Source organism: Agromyces sp. NBRC 114283, assembly GCF_030268405.1.
Lineage (GTDB): Bacteria > Actinomycetota > Actinomycetes > Actinomycetales > Microbacteriaceae > Agromyces > Agromyces mediolanus.
Genome location: NZ_BSQP01000001.1, coordinates 223,881 through 246,535, shown reverse-complemented (window position 1 = coordinate 246,535; position 22,655 = coordinate 223,881). Strand labels below are relative to the sequence as shown.

Genomic DNA, 22,655 nt, shown 5'->3' with positions numbered 1-22,655 from the left:
ATCAGCCGGGCGAGGGAGATGCGTGGTACCTCGGGACGACTCCGGCGGGATGGCGGGCCCTTCGCGGGCTCAGGCGGCGTGCCTGGGCTGCGCGGCGAGCTCGAAGCTGAAGCGGCGGCGGTGGCCCCGACGACGGGCTCGCAGCCGTTCCGCGCGGGCGAGGGATTCGGGGTCGAGCGCGCCGACGCGGTCGACGGAGGTGGGCCGCAGATGGTTGCCGTCCCTGGCGCATGCGCAGGGCAGACGGGTCTCCTCGCCGAGCGGGCCGAAGACGAATTCGAGGTGGCGGGCCATCCGGTCTCCCTCCGTTCGCGATGCGCCTACTGGAGGGATGCGGATGCGGCGCGATCATGACGCCGATCGCGCCACGGTTTATTCGATCGCCTTCAGCTCGATGCTGATCTGCTCGGCGTCGAGGTCCTCGAGGGCCGCGCTCAGGGAGGCCGCGCTGAACCGGCCCTCGTCGCGCGCGTCGAGCAGGGCGTCGCGCTGGGCGCGGATCATCCGCAGCCGCAGCTGGCGCACCCGCTCGGGATCGACGAGGCGGCGCTGGCTGGCCTCGGGCCCGGGCTGGCTCTCGGCCGGCGGGGCGGCCCCCGCCGAGGCCCCCGCCGAGGCATCCGCCCCCTCGACCTCGGCGAGCTCCTCGGCGGAGTCCTCGCCGACGCCCTCCTGGTTCGAGAGCTGCCAGGCGGCGCGCATGCGCTCGGCCATGGCGCGGATGGCGGGATCCTCCGAGCCGGAGAGCTCGGTCATCGCGGCCGACTGCAGCACGTGCCGGAGCTCGCGGCGCTCGGCGGCGCCGTCCTCGGGGTCGCGGGCGGGCATCACCCAGCGCACCAGCCACGGCAGGGTGCCGCCCTGGATCAGCAGCGAGCCGATCGCGACGAGGAAGGCGATGAAGACGAGCAGCGAGCGGTTGGGCGTGTCCGAGGGGAGGGTCTGCGCCGCTGCGAGCGTCACGACACCGCGCATGCCCGCCCAGACGACCACGGTGCCCTCGCGCCAGCCGAGCCGCTCGTCGAGGTAGTAGTCGATGTCGGCGACGCGGCGGCGGAACATGGAGCGCATCCGGTCGGCCTGCGCGGGGGAGGCCTTCGGGTGCACCGGGATCGCCGCGCCCGGGTTCGTCTGCTGCTTCGTGCGGATGAACTCGCGGATGCCCTCGGCGCGCTTCGCCCGGCGGGCGAGCCCGGCGAACAGCGGGGCGACGTACGCCGCGCGGATCAGGATCGTGGCCGCGAGGGCGATCGCCGCGAGACCCGCCGCGTGCCAGGCGCCCGAGTGCGCGGTCTCGACGTCGTCGACGATCGCGGTGAGCTCGAGCCCCATGATGAGGAACACGGCGCCCTCGAGCACGAGCTCCACCGTGCGCCAGTTCTGCGCATCGGACAGGCGATGCTGCGGGCTCAGGAACTTCGCCGCGCCGCGCCCCGTGACGAGCCCCGCGACGACGGCCGCGACGAGCCCGGAGGCGCCGAAGTGCTCGGCGGGGATCGAGGCGAGGAACGGCATCGTGAAGGAGATGACGGTGTTCACGGTCGGGTTCATCACGCGCGCCCGGACCCGCAGGTTCACCCAGCCGATGACGACGCCGATCACGGCGGCGAGCACGACCGAGTAGACGAAGGAGCCCGCGACGCTCCAGAGCGAGACCGTCGCCGCCATGCCCGCGATCGCCGAGCGCAGCAGCACGAGCGCGCTCGCGTCGTTGAGCAGGCTCTCGCCGTCGAGCATCGCCACGACGCGCGGCGAGACGCCGAGCCGCTTCACGATCGAGGTCGCCACCGCGTCGGTCGGGCTCACGATCGCACCGAGCGCGATGCCGGCGGCGATGCCGAGATCGGGGATGAGCCACGCGAAGAGCAGCCCGAGCAGCACCGAGGTGACCACGACGAGCACGACCGAGAGGCCGCTGATCGCGCCGAAGTCTCGGCGGAACTCCATCGCCGGCATCGAGACGGCGGCCGAATAGAGCAGCGGCGGCAGCACGCCCGCGATGATCCACTCCGGATCGACCTCGAAGGCCGGCACGATCGGCAGGAGGCCGACGCCGAGCCCGACCAGCACGAGCAGGAGCGGCGCGGCGACGCCGAGCTTCGGCGCGAACGCCGTCGCCGCGGCGATGGCGAGGAGCGCGAGCACGGCGGCCAGCAGCAGATCCATGGGGACATTCTGCCGTGCCCCGCCCGGCCGGCGCACGGGCGTCGGCGGGGTGTGCTGGGCTGGGGTCATGGGGTACGAGACGGACTTCCTCGGCGGCGAACTGCCCATGCCGGTGCCGCTGCCGCTCGACGGTGCGCAGCCCGACACGGTGCTGCTCGACTACGTGCACTTCTCGGTGCGGCTCGACCAGTTGCGGCGGCTGGCCCGGGTGACGGGCGTCAACCTCGACGGGGCGAAACTCGTCGAGCGCGAACGCTCGGGCGACGGCTGGCGGCTCGACCCGCGCATCCCCGCCGACTGGCAGGCCGGCCCCGGCGTCTACGCCGATAACCCGCTCGACCGCGGCCACCTCGTGCGCCGCCGCGACCCGGTCTGGGGCGATCCGGCCGTCGCCGCCCGGGCGGAGTCCGACACCTTCCACTACCCGAACGCCGCGCCGCAGGCCGCGGGCTTCAACCAGTCCAAGCAGCTGTGGCTCGGCCTCGAGGACCACGTGCTCGCCTTCGGCACCGCCGAGGGGCTCCGGCTCGCGGTCTTCACCGCGCCGGTGCTCGCCGCCGACGACCCGCCGTACCGGGGCATCCGCCTGCCGCGCCGCTTCTTCAAGGTCGTCGCCTGGCTGCGCGGCGAGCGGCTCGCCGCGGCGGGCTTCGTGCTCGACCAGTCCGCACTCATCGCCTCGATCGTCGAGCGCGAGGCGACGCCGGGCCGCTCGGCATCCGGCGCACTGCCCGAGCTGGGCGGCTTCCGCACCTTCCAGGCGCCGATCGCCGAGATCTCCGAGCTCGCCCGGCTCGCGATGCCGCAGCTCGTCGCCGCCGACCGGATGCCCCGGCCCGTGGCAGCCGAGGGGTGGCGCGAGCTCACCGGGCCCGAGGAGCTGCTGCTGTAGCGCCGCGGCCGGGCGGGCGTACCGTGGGGAGTGAGCACATCGACACCGGGGTCGGGAGGTCGTCATGTCGGTCATCGCCTGGATCGGGCTGGGGCACATGGGTGCGCCGATGGCGGGGAACCTCGTCGCGGCGGGTCACGAGGTGCGCGGCTTCGACGTCGCCGCCGAGGCCGCGGCGGATGCCTCGGCCAGGGGCGTGCGCGTCACGGCCTCCGTCGCCGAGGCCGTCGCCGGAGCCGAGGCGGTCTTCACCTCGCTGCCGCGCAGCGAGCACGTGCGCGCCGTCTACGAGGGCCCGGGCGGCGTGTGGGAGACCGCGCCGGCCACGGCGCTGCTGCTCGACACCTCCACCGTCGACGTCGAGACCTCGCGCTGGTGCCACGAGCAGTCGGCGGCCCGAGGCATCCGCTTCGTCGACGCGCCCGTCTCGGGAGGCATCGCCGGCGCCGCCGCCGGCACGCTCACCGTCATGCTCGGCGGCGAGGCCGAGGCGACGGCGCTCGCCCGCGGCTTCGTCGAGCCCTTCGCCGGGCACGTCTTCGAGCTCGGCGGGGCGACGAGCGGCATCGCCGCCAAGCTCGCGAACAACCTCATGCTCTTCGTCTCACTGCTCGGCGTCGCCGAGGGGGCGGCGCTCGCCGCGTCGCTGGGACTCGATCCCCAGCGCTTCTTCGAGGTGGCGGCCGTCTCGTCGGGGGAGTCCTGGCCGCTGCGCACCTGGTACCCCGCGCCGGGCGTCGTGCCGACGAGCCCGGCGAACCGCAACTTCGACGCGACGTTCACGGCCGCGCTCGCCGAGAAGGATCTGTCCTTCGCGGTCGAGGCCGCCGGGGCGGCCGGGGTGCGCACGCCGGCGGCTCGGATCGCGCTCGATCAGTTCGAGCGGCTGATCGGCGAGGGCTACGGCGCGAAGGACTGCAGCCTCATCGCGAAGTTCGCCTCGCCAGACGGGCGCATCGCGGGCTTCGACCCGCAGGCCTGAGGAGGCGCGCCGCCCGGCGCTCGCGGTGCCGAGCCTCGGGCCGGCTCAGCGCTCGCCGCGCTGCACCGCGTCGATGACCTCGCCGAGCCGGTCGCGCAGCGAGCCGAGCTCCTCCAGGGTCATGCCGAGCCGGTCGACGACCTGCGGCGGGATGCCGAGCGCCTGCTCCCGCAGCGCCCGGCCCGAGGGGGTGAGCTCGACGTCGAGGGCGCGCTCGTCCTTCGTGCTGCGCTGCCGGGTCAGATAGCCCTGCGCCTCGAGGCGCTTCAGGAGCGGCGAGAGGGTGGCGGGCTCGAGCTGGAGGGCGGCGCCGAGGTCGCGGACCGTGCGCGGGCTGCGCTGCCACAGCGCGAGCATGACGAGGTACTGGGGGTGGGTGAGGCCGAGCGGCTCGAGGATGGGGCGGTAGACCCCGATCACGCCGCGGGCGGCGACGGCGAGGGCGAAGCACACCTGATTCTCGAGGGCCAGAAGGTCGATGGGCTCGCCGTCGACCTCGACGATCGAGGCATCCGTGCGGTCGTCGCTCGCGCGCTGCTCCTGCATGGTCACTCCTCCAGTATTGCGCATGAGCTAATAATTAGTACACTAATGATTGTGACACGAAGAGAACACCCCGCAGGCGACTCGCCCCGACGGGGGTACGCGGGCCTCATCGACAAGCTCAACGCGAAGCTCCTGCCGTACATCGGGCCCCCGCCCCTGGGTCCCTACGACGAGGAGCCCGTCGCCGAGCGCCCGCCGGCCTGCCCGCTCTGCGGCAAGCCGATGTCGGAGCACGACATCGACCGCTCGGGCGAGCGCACGCAGCTGCACTGCCCGACGTGATCGCCGCGGCCGCCGCCCCCTCCCATCGTCCGGGCTCCCGCCGCTAGGCTCGAAGGCGGGCATCGGAGTCGGAAGGGAGCCCGCATGCGCTGGTTCCGTCGGAGGCGTCCGAAGTTCAAGCCATTCGACCGCGCCGCACTGCCGGAGGTCCAGCCGCCCAGCGTCGAGGAGATGATCGACGAGGGCGTGATGCTCGCCGAATCGGCGGGCCGGATGACGCTCCGCAACCGCTTCGTGGTCGAGGCGCTGCGCGGCGAGGAGCGCTACGACGACGATCGTGCCGCCGCGGCCGCGCGCGAGGTGCTGTACGAACTCGTGCAGCAGGCCGACGCGACCGCCGAGCTCTCCGCCGAGGATCGCGAGACCGCCGCGAAGCGCGAGGGCAAGGCGAAGCACCAGCACGACTACCGCCGCGCCGACACCGGCAACCTGCGCCGCCGCGAGAAGGTCTACACCTCGGTCGCGAAGCGGCTCTGGGAGCTGCGCGAAGACCCCGAGTACCTGCGCGAGTTCGCCACCCGCGCGCGCGACGAGGCGTGGAACGACGTCGCCGGTGCGATCGAGGCCAGGCTCGACCGCGAGTGGCCGCAGATCGAGGTGGATGCCGAGTACGAGCTCGCCCGCCCGCAGCGCATGCGCGAGCTCTTCGAGGACCTCGAGCGCGCCGTCGAGACGGCCGAGCTGAAGCGCGCCGAGCGCGAAGATCCCTTCCACGGGTACGTGGGCTGACGATGCGCGTTCCCTGGAGCGAGGGCCGCTGGAGCCGCGAGCCCGCCTCGACCGAGCAGCGCGGCGACGCGCTCGTCGTGCGGGCGCTGGAGGGCAGCGACTACTGGCGTGAGACGCTCTACGGCTTCGTCCACGACGACGGGCACGCCCTGCTCGGTGCGTGGCCTGCGGATGCCGCGATCGAGGTCTCCTTCGACAGCGCCTCGCTCAGCGAGCTCTACGACCAGGCGGGGCTCATGCTCGTCGCCGGCCCGGAGCGCTGGGTCAAGGCGGGCATCGAGCTGAGCGACGGGGTGCCGCAGCTCGGGGCGGTCGTGACCGACGGGCGCTCGGACTGGTCGATGGCTCCCGTGCCCGAGTGGGCGGGGCGCCTCGTCACCATCCGCGCGAGCCGGATCGCCGACGCGGTGGTGCTGCGCGCCCGGGCCGACGACGGGCCGTGGCGCACGTTCCGGGTGACGCCGTTCCCGGCCGATGCGTCGGCCGGCCCGATGATCTGCGCGCCCTCGCGCGACGGCCTCGAGGTGACCTTCACCGCCTGGCGGCACGTGGCGGCCGACACCGAGCTGCACGCCGACCCGCCGGTCATGGTTCGCTGAGCTCGTCGAAGCGCCGGCTGGTTTGCTGAGCTCGTCGAAGCGGCTGGATCGCTGAGCTCGTCGAAGCGGCTGGTTCGCTGAGCTCGTCGAAGCGCTCGGACGGGCTCGCTTCGACAAGCTCAGCGAACCAGGCTCGGCGAACGGCTACGCCGGCGCGATCGCGTGCCCGTGGCGGAAGAGGTGCTGCGGGTCGACCTCGGCCTTGATCCGGCGCAGCCGGGCGAGCGTCTCGGGCGGGTACATGGCGCGGATGACGTGCTCACCGCGCTCCTCGGAGAAGTTGCCGTAGACGCCGCTGAGTCGGCCGAGCACGCCCTCGTGCAGCGCACGGAGCTCGGCGACCTGCTGCTCGGGCGCGTCGTGCGGCAGCACCGCGTTGACCACGACGAAGGTCTCGGCGTCGCGGAAGGCGATCGGCGTCGCCTCGGCGGGCACCCGTCCGAAGGCGCCGCCCAGCGTTCGCAGCAGCAGCATCGTGGGCGCCGGACCGGCCAGTGCCGCGAGGCAGGCCTCGAGCAGCGCGTCGTCGAGTTCGGGCGCGAAGCCGTTGCCGCCGACGAAACGGAACGGCGGCTTGCCGGGCGGGGCGTCCTCGAGCAGCTCGGAGTAGGCGACCGGGCCGAGCACGGTCTCTTCGAGCGAGTCGAGCGCGAGCAGTGGCGCGAGCGTCTCGCGCAGCTCGGCCTCGCTGCCGCGCCTGGCGACGGCGACCATGGGGCCCGCCGGCACCTCGGGGGCGAACGGCGGGAAGATCAGCAGCGTCGAGTTCAGCGCCTCGTCGGCGCGCACGACCTCGCGCCAGGCTCGGAGCACCGCCGGGGCATCCGCCTGTGCGAAGCGCAGATGACCGCCCGCGAGCCCGTCGGCGGGCACGGCCTCGAAGGTGAAGGAGGTGACGACGCCGAAGTTGCCGCCGCCGCCGCGGATCGCCCAGAACAGCTCGGGGTGCTGCTCGGCGTCGACCCGCAGCACCTCGCCCGCCGCCGTCACGAGCTCCGCCGAGCGCAGCGCGTCGACCGTGAGCCCCTGCTGGCGGACGAGCCAGCCGATGCCGCCGCCGAGCGTGAGGCCGCCGACGCCGACGTCGCGGGTGTCACCCGAGCTCACGCCGAGGCCCGCGGGCTCGAGCGCGGCGGCCACGTCGCCCCAGCGCGCGCCGCCGCCCACCGTGACGAGTCGCCCCTCGCCGAGGGAGACGCCGTCGAGCTCGGCGAGGTCGATGACCAGGCCGCCGTCAACGGGCTCGCTGCCGTGCCCGCCGGAGCGCACCGCGATCGGCGCGCCGTACTCGGCGGCGATGCGCACGGCGGCCGCGACGTGCTCCGCGCTCGCCGGGCGGACCACCGCCTCGGGGGAGCCAACGCCGGCGAAGACCGCGCGCCCGGCGTCGTACTCGGAGTCGCCGGGCCCGAAGGCGCGGCCGGGAAGGACCTGCTGCAACGCTGCGAGGATCGGCATGCGCGCCAGTGTGCCACCCGCCGCCGACGTCCGCACGTTCGCTGGGCCGGAGTGGTTCGCTGAGCCGGTCAAAGCGCGCTGTGGTTCGCTGAGCCTGTCGAAGCGCTGCGGCGGGCTCGCTTCGACGAGCTCAGCGAACCAGGCGCTGCGGCGGGCTCGCTTCGACGAGCTCAGCGAACCAGGCGCTTCGACGAGCTCAGCGAACCAGGCGCTTCGACGAGCTCAGCGAACCAGTCACTCGCCGCTCGGGTGCGCCTTCGCCCGGTCGATGACCCAGGCGTAGGCGAACGCCCGTTCCCGCCAGGAGGCGTAGCGCCCGGAGACGCCACCGTGCCCGGCCGCCATCTCGATCCGCAGCAGCGGCTCGGCGCCGGCGTCGCGCAGCCGGGCCACCCACTTCGCGGGTTCGACGTAGAGCACGCGGGTGTCGTTCAGCGAGGTGACCGCGAGGATCGGCGGGTAGTGCCGCCCGCCGTGCTCGCCGTCGCGAACGTTCTCGTAGGGCGAGTACGACTTCATGTACGCGTACACCTCGGGGTCGTGCAGCGGGTCGCCCCACTCGTCCCACTCGATGACGGTGAGCGGCAGCGAGGGGTCGAGGATCGAGGTCAGCGGGTCGACGAAGGGCACCTCGGCGAGGATGCCGCTGAACGCGCCGGGCGCGAGGTTCGCGACGGCGCCCATCAGCAGGCCGCCGGCGGAGCCGCCCTGGGCGACGAGCCGGTCGGGTGCGGTCCAGCCCTCGTCGCTCAGGTGCCGCGCGACGGCGACGAAGTCGCTGAAGGTGTGCTTCTTGCGGAGCTTCTTGCCGTCCTCGTACCAGTGCCGGCCGAGCTCGCCGCCGCCGCGCACGTGGGCGACGGCGAAGATCATGCCGCGGTCGAGCAGCGAGAGCCGGGCGACGCCGAAGCCGGGGTCGATCGAGTGCTCGTACGAGCCGTAGCCGTAGAGCAGGGTCGGCGCGGGCGTGCCGGGCGTCACGAGGTCGTGCCGGTAGACGAGCGAGATCGGCACCCGGGTGCCGTCCTCGGCCGTGGCCCACTCGCGGCGCTGCACGTAGCGGGCGGGGTCGTAGTCGCCGAGCACGGGCTGGCGCTTGCGCAGCCGCCGCTCGCCCGTCTCCACGACCACGTCGAACACGGTGGAGGGGGTGACGAAGCTCGTGTAGCCGATGCGCAGCTGCGGCTGCGCCCAGTCCGGGTTGCCGCGCACGCCGACGGCGAAGAGCTCCTCGTCGAAGACGAGCTCGTGCAGGGTGTCGTCGGCGGTCGCCCCCTCCGGGATGCCGGCCGCCGGCACCTTCGCGATCGCGACGCGCGGCAGCCCGCCGCGACGGTACTCGACGGCGACGAAGTCGCGGAAGGCATCCACGCCCTCCAGCCGCACCGCCGGGTTGTGCGGCAGCAGCATGCGCCGCGGGCCCTCGGGGTCGTCGGCGGCGACCGAGACGAGCTCGAAGTTCGGGGCGCCGTCGTTGTGCGTGATGAGCAGCCGGTCGCGCCCGCCCGCGACGAGGTGCTCGACGTCGTACTCGACGCCCTCGCGGCGCGGCCACACGACGTGGAACTCGCCGGTCGGGTCGTCGGCGTCGAGCAGGCGAGTCTCGCTCGTGATGTTCGAGCCCGCCTCGATGACGAGGAAGCGGCGGCTCCGGGTCATCCCGACGCCGAGCCAGTAGCGCTCGTCCGGCTCGGAGAAGACGCGGACGTCGGCGGATGCCTCGGTGCCGACCTCGTGCCGCCAGATCGTGTCGGGCCGCCAGGACCCGTCGACCGTCGCGTAGAAGACGAAGCGTCCGCTGGGGTCGAACAGGGCGCCGCCCGAGGTGCCGGGGATGACGTCGTCGAAGGTGCGGCCGGAGCCGTCGATCGCCCGGATGCGCAGCTCGTAGCGCTCGTCGCCCTCGACGTCGACGCCGGTGAGCAGCAGCGCGCCGTCGGCCGAGACGTCGAAGCTGCCGAGCGCGAAGAACTCGTGGCCCTCGGCCTCGGCGTTCTCGTCGAACAGCAGCTGCTCGCCCGGCAGCGCCTCCCCGCCGGACTCGGGCAGCACGGGCGGCTCCCAGTCGTCGGGGCCGGCGGCGGGCACGCGGCAGTGGATGCCGTACTCGGCGCCCTCGCGGGTGCGGGTGAAGTACCACCAGTCGCCCTCGCGGGTCGGCACCGAGAGGTCGGTCTCCTTGGTGCGGGCGCGGATCTCCTCGAACACCTGCTCGGTGAGGAGGGAGAGGTGCTCGGTCTTCGCCTTGGTGTACGCGTTCTCGGCGTGCAGGTGCGCGATGACGGCGGGATCGTCCTTCTCGCGCAGCCATTCGTAGTCGTCGACCACCACGTCGCCGTGGTGCTCTCGTTGCGTCGGTCGCTTGGGGGTCACGGGCGGAGTGAGCACGTCCCCACGCTACCCCCGGGCCGGCCTCCGGGGACCGGGCGCATCCGAAGCTGAGAATCCGTTTCGCCGCGGGGGCGCGCTTAGGTTAGCCTTAGCTGCTCTCATCAGAGCCATCCTCCGTCCACATCCAGGAGACGCCCGTGCTCGCCAACTATCTGATCGGCCTCCGCGAAGGCCTCGAGGCCGGCCTCATCGTCGGCATCCTGGTGGCGTACCTCGGCAAGACCGGCCGCCGCGACCTGCTCGGGCGGCTCTGGATCGGCATCGGCATCGCCGTCGCGATCTCCCTCGGCGTCGGCGCGCTGCTCACCTGGGGCCCCTACGCGATGACGTTCCAGGCGCAGGAGATCCTCGGCGGCGCGCTCTCGCTCCTCGCCGTCGCGATGGTCACCTGGATGATCTTCTGGATGGGTACCCACGGCCGAACGCTCTCGAGCGAGCTGCGCGGTCAGGTGGATGCCGCGATCGAGCGCTCGTCCTGGGCGATCGTGCTGCTGGGCGCCCTCTCGGTCGGCCGCGAGGGCGTCGAGACCGCCCTGTTCGTCTGGGCGAACGTCGCCGGCGGCAGCGACCCGGTGCTCGGCACCCTCGGCGCGCTCGCCGGCATCGCCACCGCGATCGTGATCGCGTGGGGCATCTCGAAGGGCCTCGTGCGCTTCAACCTCGGCGCGTTCTTCACCTGGACCGGCCTCTTCCTGATCCTCGTCGCCGCCGGGGTGCTCGCCTACGGCATCGGCGACCTCCAGGAGGCCTCGGTGATCCCGGGCTGGGGCACGCCGGCCTACAGCCTCACCCAGCTCATCCCCGCCGGCGGCTGGCTCGACACCCTCCTCGGCGGCATCTTCAACTTCACCCCCGAGCCCACCTGGGCGCAGGTCATCGGCTGGACCGCGTACGTCGCCGTCACGATGGCGCTCTACCTCGTGATGCTGCGTCGCCGGCACACCGCGGCCGCGGCCCCGCCCGCCCCGGCGCCCGTCGCCGGCTGAATCCGACGCCCGTCGGCCCGCCGGCCGACGTCGCCAGCAGTGATCCGATCCACTCATCGACCCTTGGAGCATCCATGACCCGTCGTGCCCTCCCCGTCGCCGTCGCCGCGACCGCGCTCACCGCGCTCGCTCTGACCGGCTGCGTCGCGAAGTCCGAGCTCGCCCAGGCGATCGCCGTCGAGATCAGCGACGACGCCTGCGCCGTCGCCACCGGCACCGCCCCGGCGGGAGCCGTCACGTTCTCGCTCACGAACTCCGGCAGCGACGTGAACGAGTTCGAGATCCTCGCCGAGGACCAGCTCCGCATCGTCGGCGAGAAGGAGAACGTCACGCCGGGGCAGACGGTCGACTTCACCGCGCAGCTCGAACCCGGCACGTACTACACCGCGTGCAAGTTCCAGCAGGTCGGCGCCCCGGTCGGCCTCGCCGAGTTCACCGTGACCGGCGAGGCATCCGCCGTCTCGGCCGACGAGCAGGAGCTCAGCGACCAGGCCGTCACCGAGTACCTCGCCTACGTGCGCTCGCAGACCTCCGAGCTGCTGCCGCTCGTGCAGCAGCTCGCCGACGCCTACGCGGCGGGCGACGACGAGGCGGCGCGCGCCCTGTTCGCGACGGCGCGCGTGCCCTACGAGCGCATCGAGCCCACCGCCGAGGCGTTCGGCGATCTCGACCCGAAGATCGACTTCCGCGAGGTCGACGCCGTCGCCGACGGCCTCGACTGGACCGGCTTCCACCGCATCGAGAAGGACCTCTGGGCGCCGAAGCCCGGCGAGCTCAACTCCGACGGGCAGGACGCGCTGAAGGACTGGGCGCCCTCGACCCCCGAGGAGCGGAAGGCCTACGCCGACGGCCTCGTCGCCGACGTCACCCAGCTGCACGAGCTCGTCACCGACTCCGCGTTCGCGGTCTCGCTCGCCGACATCTCGAACGGCGCCATCGCCCTCCTCGACGAGGTCGCCGCCGGAAAGATCACCGGCGAGGAGGACTGGTGGAGCGGCACCGACCTCTCCGACGTCGCCGCGAACGTGCAGGGCGCCGGCGTGGCGTTCGGCGCGGTGCGCGCGCTCGCCGAGTCGAAGGGCGACGAGGGCACGGCGCTCGCGGACGAGATCGACGGGCGCTTCACCGCGCTCGAGGACGAGCTCGCGAAGTACGGCTCGCTCGATGCGGGCTTCGTCGACTACGCGACGCTGACGGATGCCGACCGGAAGGCGCTGAGCGACCGCGTGAACGCGCTCGCCGAGCCGCTGTCGCAGCTCACCGCCACGGTGCTCGGGGTCTGAGTCCGATGACCGAGCCGGACGTCCCCGCCGAGGCCGACGACCAGGGCAGCGCCCCGGCCGCCGGCGCCGCGCCCGAGTCCCGCGGCGTCTCCCGCCGCGGGCTGCTCGGGCTGCTCGGCGCGGGGGCGGCCGGTGCCGCGGCGGGCTTCGCGGGCGGCGCGGCGACCGCGGGCGTCGCCCTCACGGCGGGCGCTCGCGGCGGCGGCGCGGCCGGGGCATCCGTGTTCCCCTTCTACGGGACGCACCAGGCCGGCATCACCACGCCGGCGCAGGACCGGCTGCACTTCGCCGTCTTCGACCCCGACGCCGGCCTCGACCGCGAGGGTCTGATCGGGCTGCTCAGCGACTGGACGGCCGCGGCGGCCCGGCTCAGCCAGGGCCTCGAGGTCGCCGAGGGCGGCGCGGTCGGCGGCTCCGACTACGCGCCGCCGGCCGACACGGGCGAGGCGCTCGGCCTGCCCGCGTCCGGACTCACGATCACCTTCGGCTTCGGCCCGGAGCTCTTCGAGACTGCCGATGGCGGGGACCCGTTCGGGCTCGCGGTCCGTCGCCCGCCCGAGCTCGCGGCGCTGCCGAGGTTCCAGGGCGACGCCCTCGAGCCGGCGCGCACGGGCGGCGCGCTCTGCATCCAGGCCTGCGCGGACGACCCGCAGGTCGCCGTGCACGCCGTCCGCAACCTCAGCAGGATCGCCTTCGGGCGCGCGACGCTGCGCTGGTCGCAGCTCGGCTTCGGCCGCACCTCCTCGACGTCGACGGCGCAGGCGACGCCGCGCAACCTCTTCGGGTTCAAGGACGGCACCGCGAACATCAAGGCCGAGGAGCCCGGCGTCGCCGACGAGCACGTCTGGGTGCAGCCGGGCGACGAGCCGGCCTGGCTCGCCGGCGGCTCGTACCTCGTGGCGCGGCGCATCCGCATGGTCATCGAGAACTGGGACCGGGTGCAGCTCGGCGAGCAGGAGCAGCTCGTCGGCCGCTCGAAGGGCGAGGGCGCGCCGCTCTCCGGCGGCACCGAGTTCACCGAACCGGACTTCGAGGCCGCCGGCCCGACCGGCGCCCCGCTCATCGATCCGGCCTCGCACGTGCGGCTCGCGCATCCGACCACGAACGGCGGAGCGCGGCTGCTGCGGCGCGGCTACAACTTCGTCGACGGCAACGACGCGCTCGGGCGGCTGGACGCCGGACTGTTCTTCCTGGCGTTCCAGCGCTCGCCGGAGCAGTTCGTGCGGGTGCAGACCTCGCTCGCGGCCGACGGGCTGAACGAGTATCTGAAGCACGTCGGCTCGGCGATCTTCGCCGTGCCCGGCGGGATCGCCGAGGGCGAGTTCGTGGGGCAGCGGCTGTTCGACTGAGCCGCCCGCGCGCCTACTCCTGCGAGGAGCGCGCGCCCTCGACGACGGCCCAGCGGTCGCCGCCGAGCGGCTGCAGCTGACCGGAGACGTCCTCGCCGTCGCGGACGGCCGTGAAGTCGATCGCGCCGGGCGTGCCGCCGACGATGCCCTCGCCGCCCGAGAAGAGCGGCTGCTCGTAGCCGATCGCGATCATCGCGTCGCGGCGCTGGCCCTGGTCCCAGTTGCCCGAGAGGAAGCCGAGCAGCGCGACGCCGGAGAGCGGCCCGGCGACGACGAGCACGTAGCCGAGGTCGCGCATCCAGCGGTGCTCGCGGCCCGCGATCGCGAAGACCGCGCCGGTGAGCAGGACCAGCCCGGAGAAGACGAGCGGCCACGGGCTCCACGGCTCGAGGACGACGACGGGGGAGTCGAGAGCGAGGGCGGGCGGCACCCGGTCAGGCTACCGGAGGGGGCTGCGCGGGAGCCGCGCGCTCAGCCGAGGCCGGTCTTCGTCCAGTCCAGGTTGAGCTCGTCGCCGATGTAGACCGCCTCGCCGAAGTCGTGGATCTGCGGGTTCATGCGCAGGAGCTGCTGCTGGGGCAGGTCGAAGCGTTGCGCGATGTCGAAGAAGCTGTCGCCCGAGACGACGGTGTAGCGGACGGGCATGCCGTCGCCGTCGAGGACCGGGGTGCCGGTGGCGCCCGGGATCGAGCCGAGGTCGACGGCGGGCCCCGGCTCGACGACGGGCGCGGGGTCGTTCGGCACGGGCTCGGGCGCGGGCGGGGGCTCGGGCGCCGCCACCGGGGCGGTGGGTGTCGGGGTGGGCGTGGGCGTCGGCGTGGCCGTGACGGTGACGAGGACGGTCTCGGCCGGCGGCGGCGAGGACGGGGTGCACGCGGCGAATCCGACGATCGCGAGCGGGACGAGCGCGGCGGCGCCGAGCGCGCGGCGTCGCCGCGCGATGCTGGGGACTGGCCTCACGAGGGCTCCTCATCGATCCGGTGGGCTCGGCCAGCCTAGTCGCGGATGCCACCGCTGGACCGGTTTCGGCGGGGATGTGGAACACACCCTCCGGCCGGGTTCAGGTCCCGACCGCCGTGCGGATCCGCTCGAGGGCCGCCGCCAGCGCGAGATCCCCGACGCCCGCGTAGCCGAGCACGATGCCGGCAGGTCGGCCGGTGGCATCCGGCCCGGCCCCATCCTCGTGCACGGCGTACTGCGCGAGCGGGGCGACGATCACGCCCTGCTCGCCCAGGCGTGCGACGAGCTCGCGTTCCGCCGCGCGGTCCGGGAGCTCGAGCACCGCGTGCAGTCCGCCGTCGATCGCGGTGAGCTGGGCCCGCCCGGGGTCGAGGTCGCCGAGGGCGTCCTGCACGAGCCGACGCCGGTGCGCGTACTCGCGACGGGTCGCCGCGATGTGCCGGCGCAGCGCGCCGCGCCCGAGGTAGTCGGCGACGGCGAGCTGCACCGGCCCGGCCACGGGGGTATCGAGCTCGGCGCGGGCGGTCGCGACGGCCGCGCGCAGGCCGGCGTGCGCGGGCAGCACGAGGTAGCCGAGCCGCAGCCAGGGCGTCAGCACCTTCGAGAAGCTGCCGACGAGCACGACCCGTTCGCCGCCGTCGAGCGAGGCGAGGGCGGGCAGCGGTGCGCCGGTGTGCCGGAACTCGCTGTCGTAGTCGTCCTCGACGACGAAGGCGTCGGCTCGGGCCGCGAGCTCGAGGAGCGCGAGTCGATCGGCGACCGGCAGTCGCCCGCCGAGGGGGTACTGGTGGCTGGGGGTGACCATCACCGCGTCGAGCCGAGCGCGGCCGCGCCGCTGCAGGGCGCGTTCGAGCGCGCCGAGCTCGAGGCCGCCGTTGGCGAGGGGCAGCGGCACGGGCGTGGCCCCGTGCCGCTCGAGCGCCCGGCGTCCGGCGGGGTAGCCGGGGTCCTCGACGCCGACGCGCACCCCCGCGCCGCGGAGCGCGACGAGCGCCCGCGCGACGAGGGCCAGGGCCTCGCTCGTGCCGGCGGCCACGACGACGTCCTCGGGTGCGCAGTGCACCCCGCGGGCGCTCCGCAGGTGCTCGGCGATCGCGGTGCGCAGGGCGGGGACGCCGAGCGGCGGCGGCGACCACGAGGGCGGATGGGCGGCGGCGGCCCGCCAGGCGGCGCGCCACGCGCGCTCGTCGAGCCGCACCGTGGAGGGGACGCCGGGCGAGAGGTCGGCGACGAGCGACCGGGCGGGGGAGTCGCCAGCCGGGGAGGCCGGGGCATCCGGGGCATCCGACCGGCCGCCGTCGGCGGACCCCTGCGCCTGACGCGGCCCGAGCTCGGCGACCCGCGTCGCCGCGCCCTGCCGGAGCTCGAGGTAGCCCTCGCCCGCGAGCTGCTCGTAGGCGGCCACGATGGTGCTGCGGGCGATCGCGAGCTCGCGCGCGAGGCCGCGCGTGGAGGGCATCGCGTCGCCGGCGCGCAGGCGGCCGTCGAGGATGTCGCGCCGGAGCGCCGCGACGAGCTGAGCGACGAGGCCGGCGCCCGGACGGCGGTCGAGGAGGATGTGCGGCTCGGCCATGGCTCCCAACTGGTCTGTGTGAAAGTCTCTGAACTGGACTGCAAACGGTACCAGTGTGCGAGCGAGACTGCGTGCATGACTTCCTCCCCCCGCCGTGTCCGCCGTCTGCCCGAGCGCCAGCGCCACGAGCGCGCCGAGCTCGACGCCCTGCTCGACCAGGAGCTCGTCGGCCACCTCGCGGTCGTCGCCGACGGCCAGCCCCTCGTGATCCCGATGGCCTATGCCCGGGTCGGGGACGAGCTGCTGCTGCACGGCTCCACCGGCGGCGGCTTCGCACTGCGCGCGGCGGCCGAGCGCGCGACCGTCGCCTTCGCGGTCACCTCGCTCGACGGGCTCGTCTACGCCCGCTCGCTCTTCGACAGCTCCATGAACTACCGCAGCGCCGTCGTCTACGGCGTACTCGAGGAGGTGCCCGCGGCCGAGGAGCACGACGCGCTCGTGGCGCTCTCGGCCCACCTCATGCCCGGCCGCCCGGCCGAGGTGCGCGACACCACCAAGAAGGAGTACGCGGCGACGCGGGCGCTGCGGCTGCCCATCGCGGAGTTCGTGATGAAGGCCCGCGCGGCCGGCGTCGGCGAGACCCCCGACGACGGCGAGGACCACTCCGCCTGGGCCGGCGTCGTGCCGCTCGGCCGCGCCTGGGGCGAGCCCGAGCCCTCGCCGCTCACCCCGGCGGGCACTCCGCTCCCCGAGTCGGTGCGCCGCCTCACGGGCGTCTGAGGTGCCCCGGCCGCAGGAATAGGGCGATCGCCGGATGCCCCGTCGGTACCTCAGTCGCGAGGCTCGGAGTACCGAACAGGGGAGAAGACCATGGAATTCGCAGACGCCGTGCTCGCCACGAGCACCTACGCCGCCGATCTGCGACGCGCCGAGCTGGTGCTCGAACTGCGCCGCGCCGCCGAGGAGCGCGCCGCCGGTCGCACTGCGTGACGATCGCCGATCCGCTGACGGCGGAGCCGGGACGCGCCGTCGGTGGTGCGTGGCAGCATGAAGAGGTGACCACCTCCGCCAGCGCCATGATCGGCCGCGACGCCGAGCTCGCCTGGCTCGACGGGCTGCTCGGCGAGGCCGAGGCCGGCATGCCCCGCACGGTCGTGGTCGGGGGCGAGGCGGGCATCGGCAAGAGCCGGCTCATCCGCGAGTTCGCGGCCCGCGTTGGCGCGAACGGCGCGTCGCCCGGCCCGAGCGGCATCGCCCGGGTCGTCGTCGGCCAGTGCGTCGACCTCGGCACCGTGGCCGCGCCCTACGCGCCCATCAAGGCGGCGCTGCGCAGCCTCGTCTCCGAGATCGGAGCCGAGCGCGCCCTCGACACCGTCGGCCCGGGGCGCGCGGCGTTCGTCGCGCTCCTGCCCGAGCTGGCCGAGTCCGGCGCGGCGGGCGAGCCGGTGCCGGCCGTGGCCGGCGGCCCCGGGGCGAGCGGCCAGCTGCACGAGGCCGTCGCGGTGCTCCTCGAGACAGTGTCCCGCGAGCGGCCGCTCGTGCTCGTGGTCGAAGACCTGCACTGGATCGACCCGGCGAGCCTCGGCCTGCTGCGTTTCCTGGTGCGCGCGCTCACCGCCAGCCGGGTGATGCTGCTGCTCAGCTACCGCAGCGAAGACGTCACGCGCGGGCATCCACTGCGGCCCTTCCTCGCCGAACTCGAGCGCGACCGCTGGGTCGACCGTCGCGAGCTGTCCCGGCTGTCGCGCGACGAAGTGCGCGAGCTCGCCGCCTCCCTGGCCGGCAGCTCGCCCGACGAGGCGCTGCTCGACACCCTCTTCCGCCGCAGCGACGGCGTGCCGTTCTTCGTCGAAGAGGTCGTCGGGCTCGACGGCTGCAGCGACGAGGGGCAGCTGCCCGACACGCTGCGCGACCTGCTGCTCGCCCGCTACGAACGGCTGAGCGACGAAGCGCAGCAGCTGCTCCGGCTCATCGCGACCGGCGGGGTGCGGGTCGCGCACCCGCTGCTCACCCGCGTCTTCCGCGGCGGCGACGACGAGCTCGACGAGGCCGCGCGCGAGGCGGTGCTCGGCGGCGTGCTCGTCGTCGACGGCGAGGAGTACGGCTTCCGGCACGCCCTCGTGCGCGAGGCGATCCTCGCCGACATCCTGCCGGGCGAGCGGGCCAGGTTCCACGCCCGCTACGCGGAGGCGTACGAGGCGCTCGCGGCGGCGGGCAGCCGTCGGCTCGCGGCCGAGATCTCCTACCACTGGCTCGGCGCGAACGATGCGATGCGGGCGTTCCCCGCCACGGTGCAGGCCATGCGCGAGGCCAGGGCGGCCTCCGCCTTCGCCTCCGCGGCGCAGCTCGGCGAGCGGGCGCTCGCCCTGTGGGACGTGGTAGACGGGGCCACGGCCGGTGGGTCGGCCGGCGGCACCGGCGGCACAGATGACGGGGATGGCGCGGATGGCGGGTCCGCCGGCGGCGGCGCGGCGAAGATTGCGGGCATGAGCCGCACCGAGCTGATGGGGCGCACCGCATCCCACCTCCGCAATGCGGGCGAGAACGACCGCAGCCTCGCCGTGCTCAAGGCGGCGCTCGCCGAGTGCCCGCGCGACGACCCGAACTATCCGAGGCTGCTGCGCGACCGGGCGCTCACGCTCGGCAGCGACGGCCGACCGGGCTCGATCCCGCTGCTGCTCGAGGCGCTCGATGTGCTCGGGCCCGACGGCCCGGCCGAGCTGCGCGCCTCCGTACGCACCTCGCTCGCCGGCCGCTACATGATCGACGGGCGGCTGCCCGAGGCGGCCGAGATGGCGCAGAGCGCGCTCGAGCTCGCCGAGACGATCCACGCCCCGCGGCTCGCATCCGTCGCGTTGAACATCGCCGCGGTCAGCCGCGCCCACCTCGAAGACCCGCTCGGCGCGGCCGAGCAGCTCGAACGGGCGAAGCAGCTCGCCGAGGGCGACGGTTCCGCGCTCCTCCGCTACTGGGTCAACGCCTCCGACCTCTACAACCTGCTCGGCGACTACGAGCTCGCGATCGAGCTGGCCGAAGAGGGGCTCGGCCGGGCCCGGGCGACCGGGCTCGAACGCAGCAGCGGGGTCATCCTCGCCTCCAACGCCGTCGATCCGCTGTTCGCGCTCGGTCGCTGGCAGCGCGGGCTCGAGCTCATCGAGCGGGCGCTGGCGCTCGATCCGCCCGAGCCGTTCAAGATCTACCTGTGGCGCGCCGAGGCCTGGGCCGAGCTCTGGCGCGGCGACCTCGCGAGCGCCGACCACGTGCTGCGCACGAACCGCGCCGCGATGAACGCCGTCGGCGAGGTCGAGCTGCAGACCCGGCAGAGCGTGGGTCGCGTGGCGACCGAGATCGCGCTCGCCCACGGCGACGTCGTGACCGCGTGGCGCGAGGCCGCGCCGCTGCTCGACGAGCACGAGGGGGCCATCGCCGGCTACGGACTGCCCTACGCCTGGGCGCTCGCGCGCACGATCGCCGCCGCACGTTCCGGGCACGCCGCCGCGAACGCCGAGCAGGCCGAGCTGCTCGCCACCGCCGATGCGGCCGAGCCCCGCTTGCGGGCGCTGCTCGAGCGCTTCGCGCACTGGCCGATGCACTCGCTCTGGCTCGCCCTGATCGATGCGGAGCTCGAGGCAGACCACGAGCGCGCCGTCGAGGCGTGGCGCCGGGCCGTCGACGCGGTCGACGACCCGCGGGCGCTGCGGCTGCTCCGGCCCTACGCCCGGCTCCGGCTCGGCGAGGCCGAGCTCGAGGCGGGAGCGAGGCAGGCGGCGAAGGCGACGCTGCAGCTCGCGCACGACGAGGCCGAGCGGTACGGCATCGGCGCGGTGCTCGCCTCGGTGGTGCGTGTCGCGAGCGCCGCGGGGCTCGTGCTCGAGGGGGCCGGGGCGGGTCGCGCGATCGGGGTCACCGACGCGGTCGACGCCGTCGCGGATGCCACGGCCGAGCTGACCGCCCGCGAGCGCCAGGTGCTCGCGCTCATCGCCGAGGGGCTCAGCAACCGGCAGATCGGCGAGCGGCTGTTCATCAGCGGCAAGACGGCGAGCGTGCACGTCTCCGCCATCCTGCGCAAGCTCGGCGCGGCCACCCGCACCGAGGCGGTCTACCGGGCCGGGCTGGCGGCGACGCCGCCGGCGTAGCGCCACCGTTCTCCGGCACGGCTGGGAGTCTGCCGACCCCTGGCCGTTCGCCGTTCGGGCGGGCGTAGGCTGAGCGAGGAGGTACGACGTGACCGCTCTGGACGACATCCCCTTCTCCACCATGGACGGCGAGCAGCGCTCGCTCGCGGACTACGCGGGCCAGACGGTGCTCGTGGTGAACGTGGCCTCGCGCTGCGGCCTCACCCCGCAGTACGCGAAGCTCGAGGAGCTGCAGCGGCGCTACGCGGACCGCGGCTTCACGGTGCTCGGCTTCCCGAGCAACCAGTTCCTGCAGGAGCTGGGCAGCAACGAGGCGATCAGCGAGTTCTGCTCGACGACGTACGGCATCTCCTTCCCGGTGCTCGACCGGGTGCGGGTCAACGGCCGCAACGCCCACCCGCTCTACCAGGAGCTGAAGCAGACGCCGGATGCCTCGGGCAAGGCCGGCCGCGTCACCTGGAACTTCGAGAAGTTCCTCGTCTCGCCCGCTCGCGAGGTCACGCGCTTCCGGCCGACGACGGAGCCCGACGCGCCCGAGGTGGTCGAGGCGATCGAGGCGTCTCTCGCCGCCTCCTGAGCCGGGAGCGTGGCCTCCTCAACCGGTAGCGTGGTGGGTCGAGCACCAAGGAGCCCCACCCGCATGAAACCCGGACCCCGGCGCAGCATCAGCCAGGCCGACATCGTCGACGCCGCGTTCGAGATCCTCGAGGAGAAGGGCTTCGCCGCCGTCTCCGTGCGCGCGGTGGCGGCCGCGCTCGGGCTCACCCCGACGGCGCTCTACACGTACTTCCCCTCCAAGGGTGCGCTGCAGGCCGCGATGATCGAGCAGCTGCTCGCCGGCGTCGCCGAGGCCGACACCGCGCCCGAGCCCAGTGCCGAGCCGGCCTGGCGCGAGCGGATCCACGCGGTCGCCGCCGCGCTGCGCGCCCGCATCGCCGGCCACGCCGGCTCGATCGCCCTGCTCACGAGCGGCCCGCTCGACGGCGAACGGTCGCGGGACATCGCCGAGGCGCTCATCGCCGCATTCGCCGAGGCGGGCCTGGGCGCCGACGAGGCGGCGCGCGCCGGGCACGCGGTGCGGGCGCAGGTCATCGGTGCTGCGGCGCTGGATGCCGCGGCCGCGGCGAGCCCGGAGCCGACGCCGGCCCCGCAGACCCTCTGGAAGGAGCCGAGCCGCCACCCCCGGCTCGAGGCATCCGCCCATCTCGGGCTCGACACGGGCGAGGCCGACGAGGCATCCCGGCGCTGGACCCTCGACCGCCTCATCGACGGCCTGCTCGCCTCGGCGTAACCGGTCCAACCGGTCGCGCGGGGCCGGGCGGCGAGAACGCCGCGCGCGCCTCGCCCGCCGCTCGGCGCTCCGGCGCGACACTGAGCGCATGCTGCACTTCCGGATGATCGTGCCGAGCGGGCTCGGGACCGCCGTGGACCGCGTGCTCGGCGCGCACCGCGACCACGTCTCGAACGTCATTCGGCTGCCCGGCGCCGCGGCCGATCCCGCGGGCGATGTCGTGCTCTGCGACGTCGACCGGATCGCGGCGAGCGAGCTCCTCGGCGAGCTGCACGCCGCCGGCCTCGACCGCTCGGGCTCGATCGCGATCGAGACGGTCGAGCTCACGCTCTCGCCGAGCGCCAAGCGCAGCGCGGCGAGCGTCTTCGGCGGCGAGGACGACGCCGTCGTCTGGCAGGAGGTCGAGGCCCGCGCGGGCGACGAGGTGCGGCTCACCGCGACCTTCCTCGTCTTCATGGCCGTCGCGACGATGATCGCGGCGGTCGGCGTCGTCAGCGACCAGCCGATCCTCATCGTCGGGGCGATGGTCGTCGGGCCGGACTTCGGCCCCCTCGCCGCGATGGCCGTCGGGATCGTCCGGCGCAGGTGGCGCGTCGTCGGGCGGTCGGCGGTGGCCATCCTCCTCGGCTACGCCTCGGCCATCGTCGTCGCGATGCTGTTCAGCCTCGTGATGGTGAGCTGGGGCGTGTTCCCGGCGGACCCCTTCGCGTCCTCGCATCCGGCCACCGAGTTCATCTGGACGCCGAACGTGCTGAGCTACATCGTCGGCTTCCTCGCGGGCATCGCCGGGGTGCTGTCGCTCACCTCCGCGAAGTCCGGGGCGCTCATCGGTGTGCTCATCTCGGTCACGACGGTGCCGGCGGCCGGGGCGGCGGCGCTCGCGCTCGCGGCGGGCGAGTGGCACACGCTCGGCACCTCGCTGCTGCAGCTCGTCGTGAACCTCGCCGCGATCGTCACCGGCGGCGTCGTGACCCTGTTCGTGCAGATCCGGGTGGTGCGCAGCGGGGTGCGCCGGGGCGAGCGGATCGGCAGCCGGGGCTGACACGGCCGAGCGCCGGCCCTCACGAGGAGAGCCGGCGCCCGGCAGCGCGG

General features: G+C 74.3%; 21 protein-coding genes. 13 read left to right on the top strand and 8 right to left on the bottom strand.

Features of this window, described 5'->3' with window-relative positions; translation table 11 throughout:
• Positions 1-69: 69 nt before the first annotated feature.
• The gene (locus QSJ60_RS01155) at positions 70-294 is read right to left on the bottom strand and encodes a hypothetical protein (RefSeq protein WP_230768491.1); all 225 of its coding nucleotides are present in this window, start codon (positions 292-294) and stop codon (positions 70-72) included.
• Positions 295-372: 78 nt separating this feature from the next.
• Positions 373-2,166: a cation:proton antiporter gene (locus QSJ60_RS01150; RefSeq protein ID WP_285462228.1), complete on the bottom strand. Its 1,794-nt coding sequence runs from the start codon at positions 2,164-2,166 to the stop codon at positions 373-375.
• A gap of 67 nt (positions 2,167-2,233) precedes the next feature.
• Between QSJ60_RS01150 and QSJ60_RS01145 the strand changes: the two genes are divergently transcribed.
• Together QSJ60_RS01145 and QSJ60_RS01140 are read left to right on the top strand one after the other, a co-directional pair.
• Positions 2,234-3,058, top strand: coding sequence for a DNA/RNA non-specific endonuclease (locus QSJ60_RS01145; protein ID WP_285462227.1), 825 nt, complete (start codon positions 2,234-2,236; stop codon positions 3,056-3,058).
• A gap of 64 nt (positions 3,059-3,122) precedes the next feature.
• On the top strand, positions 3,123-4,040 hold the full coding sequence (locus QSJ60_RS01140; protein WP_285462226.1) for an NAD(P)-dependent oxidoreductase: 918 nt from the start codon (positions 3,123-3,125) through the stop codon (positions 4,038-4,040).
• A 45-nt stretch (positions 4,041-4,085) separates the two neighbouring features.
• On the opposite strand, the gene QSJ60_RS01135 is transcribed toward QSJ60_RS01140, so the two are convergent.
• Complete coding sequence (locus QSJ60_RS01135; RefSeq protein ID WP_230768483.1) at positions 4,086-4,586, bottom strand: MarR family winged helix-turn-helix transcriptional regulator; 501 nt, start codon at positions 4,584-4,586, stop codon at positions 4,086-4,088.
• A 51-nt stretch (positions 4,587-4,637) separates the two neighbouring features.
• On the opposite strand from QSJ60_RS01135, the gene QSJ60_RS01130 reads away from it, so the two are divergent.
• From QSJ60_RS01130 to QSJ60_RS01120, 3 genes are all read left to right on the top strand, one after another.
• Entirely contained in the window at positions 4,638-4,868 is a 231-nt protein-coding gene (locus tag QSJ60_RS01130) for a hypothetical protein (RefSeq protein ID WP_230768481.1), read from the top strand.
• An 84-nt stretch (positions 4,869-4,952) separates the two neighbouring features.
• The gene (locus QSJ60_RS01125) at positions 4,953-5,597 is read left to right on the top strand and encodes a hypothetical protein (RefSeq protein WP_189086734.1); all 645 of its coding nucleotides are present in this window, start codon (positions 4,953-4,955) and stop codon (positions 5,595-5,597) included.
• 2 nt (positions 5,598-5,599) lie between these two features.
• Positions 5,600-6,196: a DUF1349 domain-containing protein gene (locus QSJ60_RS01120; protein WP_285462225.1), complete on the top strand. Its 597-nt coding sequence runs from the start codon at positions 5,600-5,602 to the stop codon at positions 6,194-6,196.
• A gap of 144 nt (positions 6,197-6,340) precedes the next feature.
• Here the strand turns inward: QSJ60_RS01120 and QSJ60_RS01115 are convergent, their stop codons facing one another.
• On the bottom strand, positions 6,341-7,654 hold the full coding sequence (locus tag QSJ60_RS01115) for an FAD-binding oxidoreductase (protein WP_285462224.1): 1,314 nt from the start codon (positions 7,652-7,654) through the stop codon (positions 6,341-6,343).
• Positions 7,655-7,888: 234 nt separating this feature from the next.
• Positions 7,889-10,042, bottom strand: coding sequence for a S9 family peptidase (locus QSJ60_RS01110; RefSeq protein ID WP_285462223.1), 2,154 nt, complete (start codon positions 10,040-10,042; stop codon positions 7,889-7,891).
• A gap of 140 nt (positions 10,043-10,182) precedes the next feature.
• Between QSJ60_RS01110 and efeU the strand changes: the two genes are divergently transcribed.
• The 3 genes from efeU (at position 10,183) to efeB (ending at position 13,663) form a co-directional block, all read left to right on the top strand.
• Positions 10,183-11,031: an iron uptake transporter permease EfeU gene (gene efeU / locus QSJ60_RS01105; RefSeq protein WP_285462222.1), complete on the top strand. Its 849-nt coding sequence runs from the start codon at positions 10,183-10,185 to the stop codon at positions 11,029-11,031.
• 74 nt (positions 11,032-11,105) lie between these two features.
• Positions 11,106-12,314, top strand: coding sequence for an iron uptake system protein EfeO (gene efeO / locus QSJ60_RS01100; protein ID WP_285462221.1), 1,209 nt, complete (start codon positions 11,106-11,108; stop codon positions 12,312-12,314).
• A 5-nt stretch (positions 12,315-12,319) separates the two neighbouring features.
• Positions 12,320-13,663, top strand: a complete 1,344-nt coding sequence (gene efeB / locus QSJ60_RS01095; RefSeq protein WP_285462220.1) for an iron uptake transporter deferrochelatase/peroxidase subunit — start codon at positions 12,320-12,322, stop codon at positions 13,661-13,663.
• Positions 13,664-13,676: 13 nt separating this feature from the next.
• On the opposite strand, the gene QSJ60_RS01090 is transcribed toward efeB, so the two are convergent.
• The 3 genes from QSJ60_RS01090 to pdxR form a co-directional block, all read right to left on the bottom strand.
• Entirely contained in the window at positions 13,677-14,093 is a 417-nt protein-coding gene (locus QSJ60_RS01090) for a hypothetical protein (protein ID WP_285462219.1), read from the bottom strand.
• A 41-nt stretch (positions 14,094-14,134) separates the two neighbouring features.
• Complete coding sequence (locus QSJ60_RS01085) at positions 14,135-14,623, bottom strand: LysM peptidoglycan-binding domain-containing protein (RefSeq protein WP_285462218.1); 489 nt, start codon at positions 14,621-14,623, stop codon at positions 14,135-14,137.
• A 100-nt stretch (positions 14,624-14,723) separates the two neighbouring features.
• Positions 14,724-16,196: a MocR-like pyridoxine biosynthesis transcription factor PdxR gene (pdxR, locus tag QSJ60_RS01080; RefSeq protein WP_285462217.1), complete on the bottom strand. Its 1,473-nt coding sequence runs from the start codon at positions 16,194-16,196 to the stop codon at positions 14,724-14,726.
• A 75-nt stretch (positions 16,197-16,271) separates the two neighbouring features.
• On the opposite strand from pdxR, the gene QSJ60_RS01075 reads away from it, so the two are divergent.
• From QSJ60_RS01075 to QSJ60_RS01055, 5 genes are all read left to right on the top strand, one after another.
• The gene (locus QSJ60_RS01075; RefSeq protein WP_285462216.1) at positions 16,272-16,916 is read left to right on the top strand and encodes a pyridoxamine 5'-phosphate oxidase family protein; all 645 of its coding nucleotides are present in this window, start codon (positions 16,272-16,274) and stop codon (positions 16,914-16,916) included.
• 275 nt (positions 16,917-17,191) lie between these two features.
• A complete protein-coding gene (locus QSJ60_RS01070; protein ID WP_285462215.1) occupies positions 17,192-20,272 on the top strand; it encodes a helix-turn-helix transcriptional regulator in 3,081 nt (1,026 codons plus the stop codon).
• 121 nt (positions 20,273-20,393) lie between these two features.
• A complete protein-coding gene (locus tag QSJ60_RS01065) occupies positions 20,394-20,849 on the top strand; it encodes a glutathione peroxidase (RefSeq protein ID WP_189086755.1) in 456 nt (151 codons plus the stop codon).
• 63 nt (positions 20,850-20,912) lie between these two features.
• Positions 20,913-21,563, top strand: a complete 651-nt coding sequence (locus QSJ60_RS01060) for a TetR/AcrR family transcriptional regulator (protein WP_230768461.1) — start codon at positions 20,913-20,915, stop codon at positions 21,561-21,563.
• Between the two features lie 88 nt (positions 21,564-21,651).
• Complete coding sequence (locus QSJ60_RS01055; RefSeq protein ID WP_285462214.1) at positions 21,652-22,605, top strand: DUF389 domain-containing protein; 954 nt, start codon at positions 21,652-21,654, stop codon at positions 22,603-22,605.
• Positions 22,606-22,655: the final 50 nt, after the last annotated feature.

Coding starts and splice junctions, on each gene's coding strand:
- QSJ60_RS01150 (WP_285462228.1), bottom strand. CDS start 2,166: ATGGATCTGCTGCTGGCCGCCGTGCTCGCGCTCCTCGCCATCGCCGCG.
- QSJ60_RS01075 (WP_285462216.1), top strand. CDS start 16,272: ATGACTTCCTCCCCCCGCCGTGTCCGCCGTCTGCCCGAGCGCCAGCGC.
- QSJ60_RS01120 (WP_285462225.1), top strand. CDS start 5,600: ATGCGCGTTCCCTGGAGCGAGGGCCGCTGGAGCCGCGAGCCCGCCTCG.
- QSJ60_RS01145 (WP_285462227.1), top strand. CDS start 2,234: ATGGGGTACGAGACGGACTTCCTCGGCGGCGAACTGCCCATGCCGGTG.
- QSJ60_RS01055 (WP_285462214.1), top strand. CDS start 21,652: ATGCTGCACTTCCGGATGATCGTGCCGAGCGGGCTCGGGACCGCCGTG.
- efeO (WP_285462221.1), top strand. CDS start 11,106: ATGACCCGTCGTGCCCTCCCCGTCGCCGTCGCCGCGACCGCGCTCACC.
- QSJ60_RS01125 (WP_189086734.1), top strand. CDS start 4,953: ATGCGCTGGTTCCGTCGGAGGCGTCCGAAGTTCAAGCCATTCGACCGC.
- QSJ60_RS01060 (WP_230768461.1), top strand. CDS start 20,913: ATGAAACCCGGACCCCGGCGCAGCATCAGCCAGGCCGACATCGTCGAC.
- QSJ60_RS01135 (WP_230768483.1), bottom strand. CDS start 4,586: ATGCAGGAGCAGCGCGCGAGCGACGACCGCACGGATGCCTCGATCGTC.
- QSJ60_RS01140 (WP_285462226.1), top strand. CDS start 3,123: ATGTCGGTCATCGCCTGGATCGGGCTGGGGCACATGGGTGCGCCGATG.
- QSJ60_RS01155 (WP_230768491.1), bottom strand. CDS start 294: ATGGCCCGCCACCTCGAATTCGTCTTCGGCCCGCTCGGCGAGGAGACC.
- efeB (WP_285462220.1), top strand. CDS start 12,320: ATGACCGAGCCGGACGTCCCCGCCGAGGCCGACGACCAGGGCAGCGCC.
- pdxR (WP_285462217.1), bottom strand. CDS start 16,196: ATGGCCGAGCCGCACATCCTCCTCGACCGCCGTCCGGGCGCCGGCCTC.
- QSJ60_RS01065 (WP_189086755.1), top strand. CDS start 20,394: ATGGACGGCGAGCAGCGCTCGCTCGCGGACTACGCGGGCCAGACGGTG.
- QSJ60_RS01115 (WP_285462224.1), bottom strand. CDS start 7,654: ATGCCGATCCTCGCAGCGTTGCAGCAGGTCCTTCCCGGCCGCGCCTTC.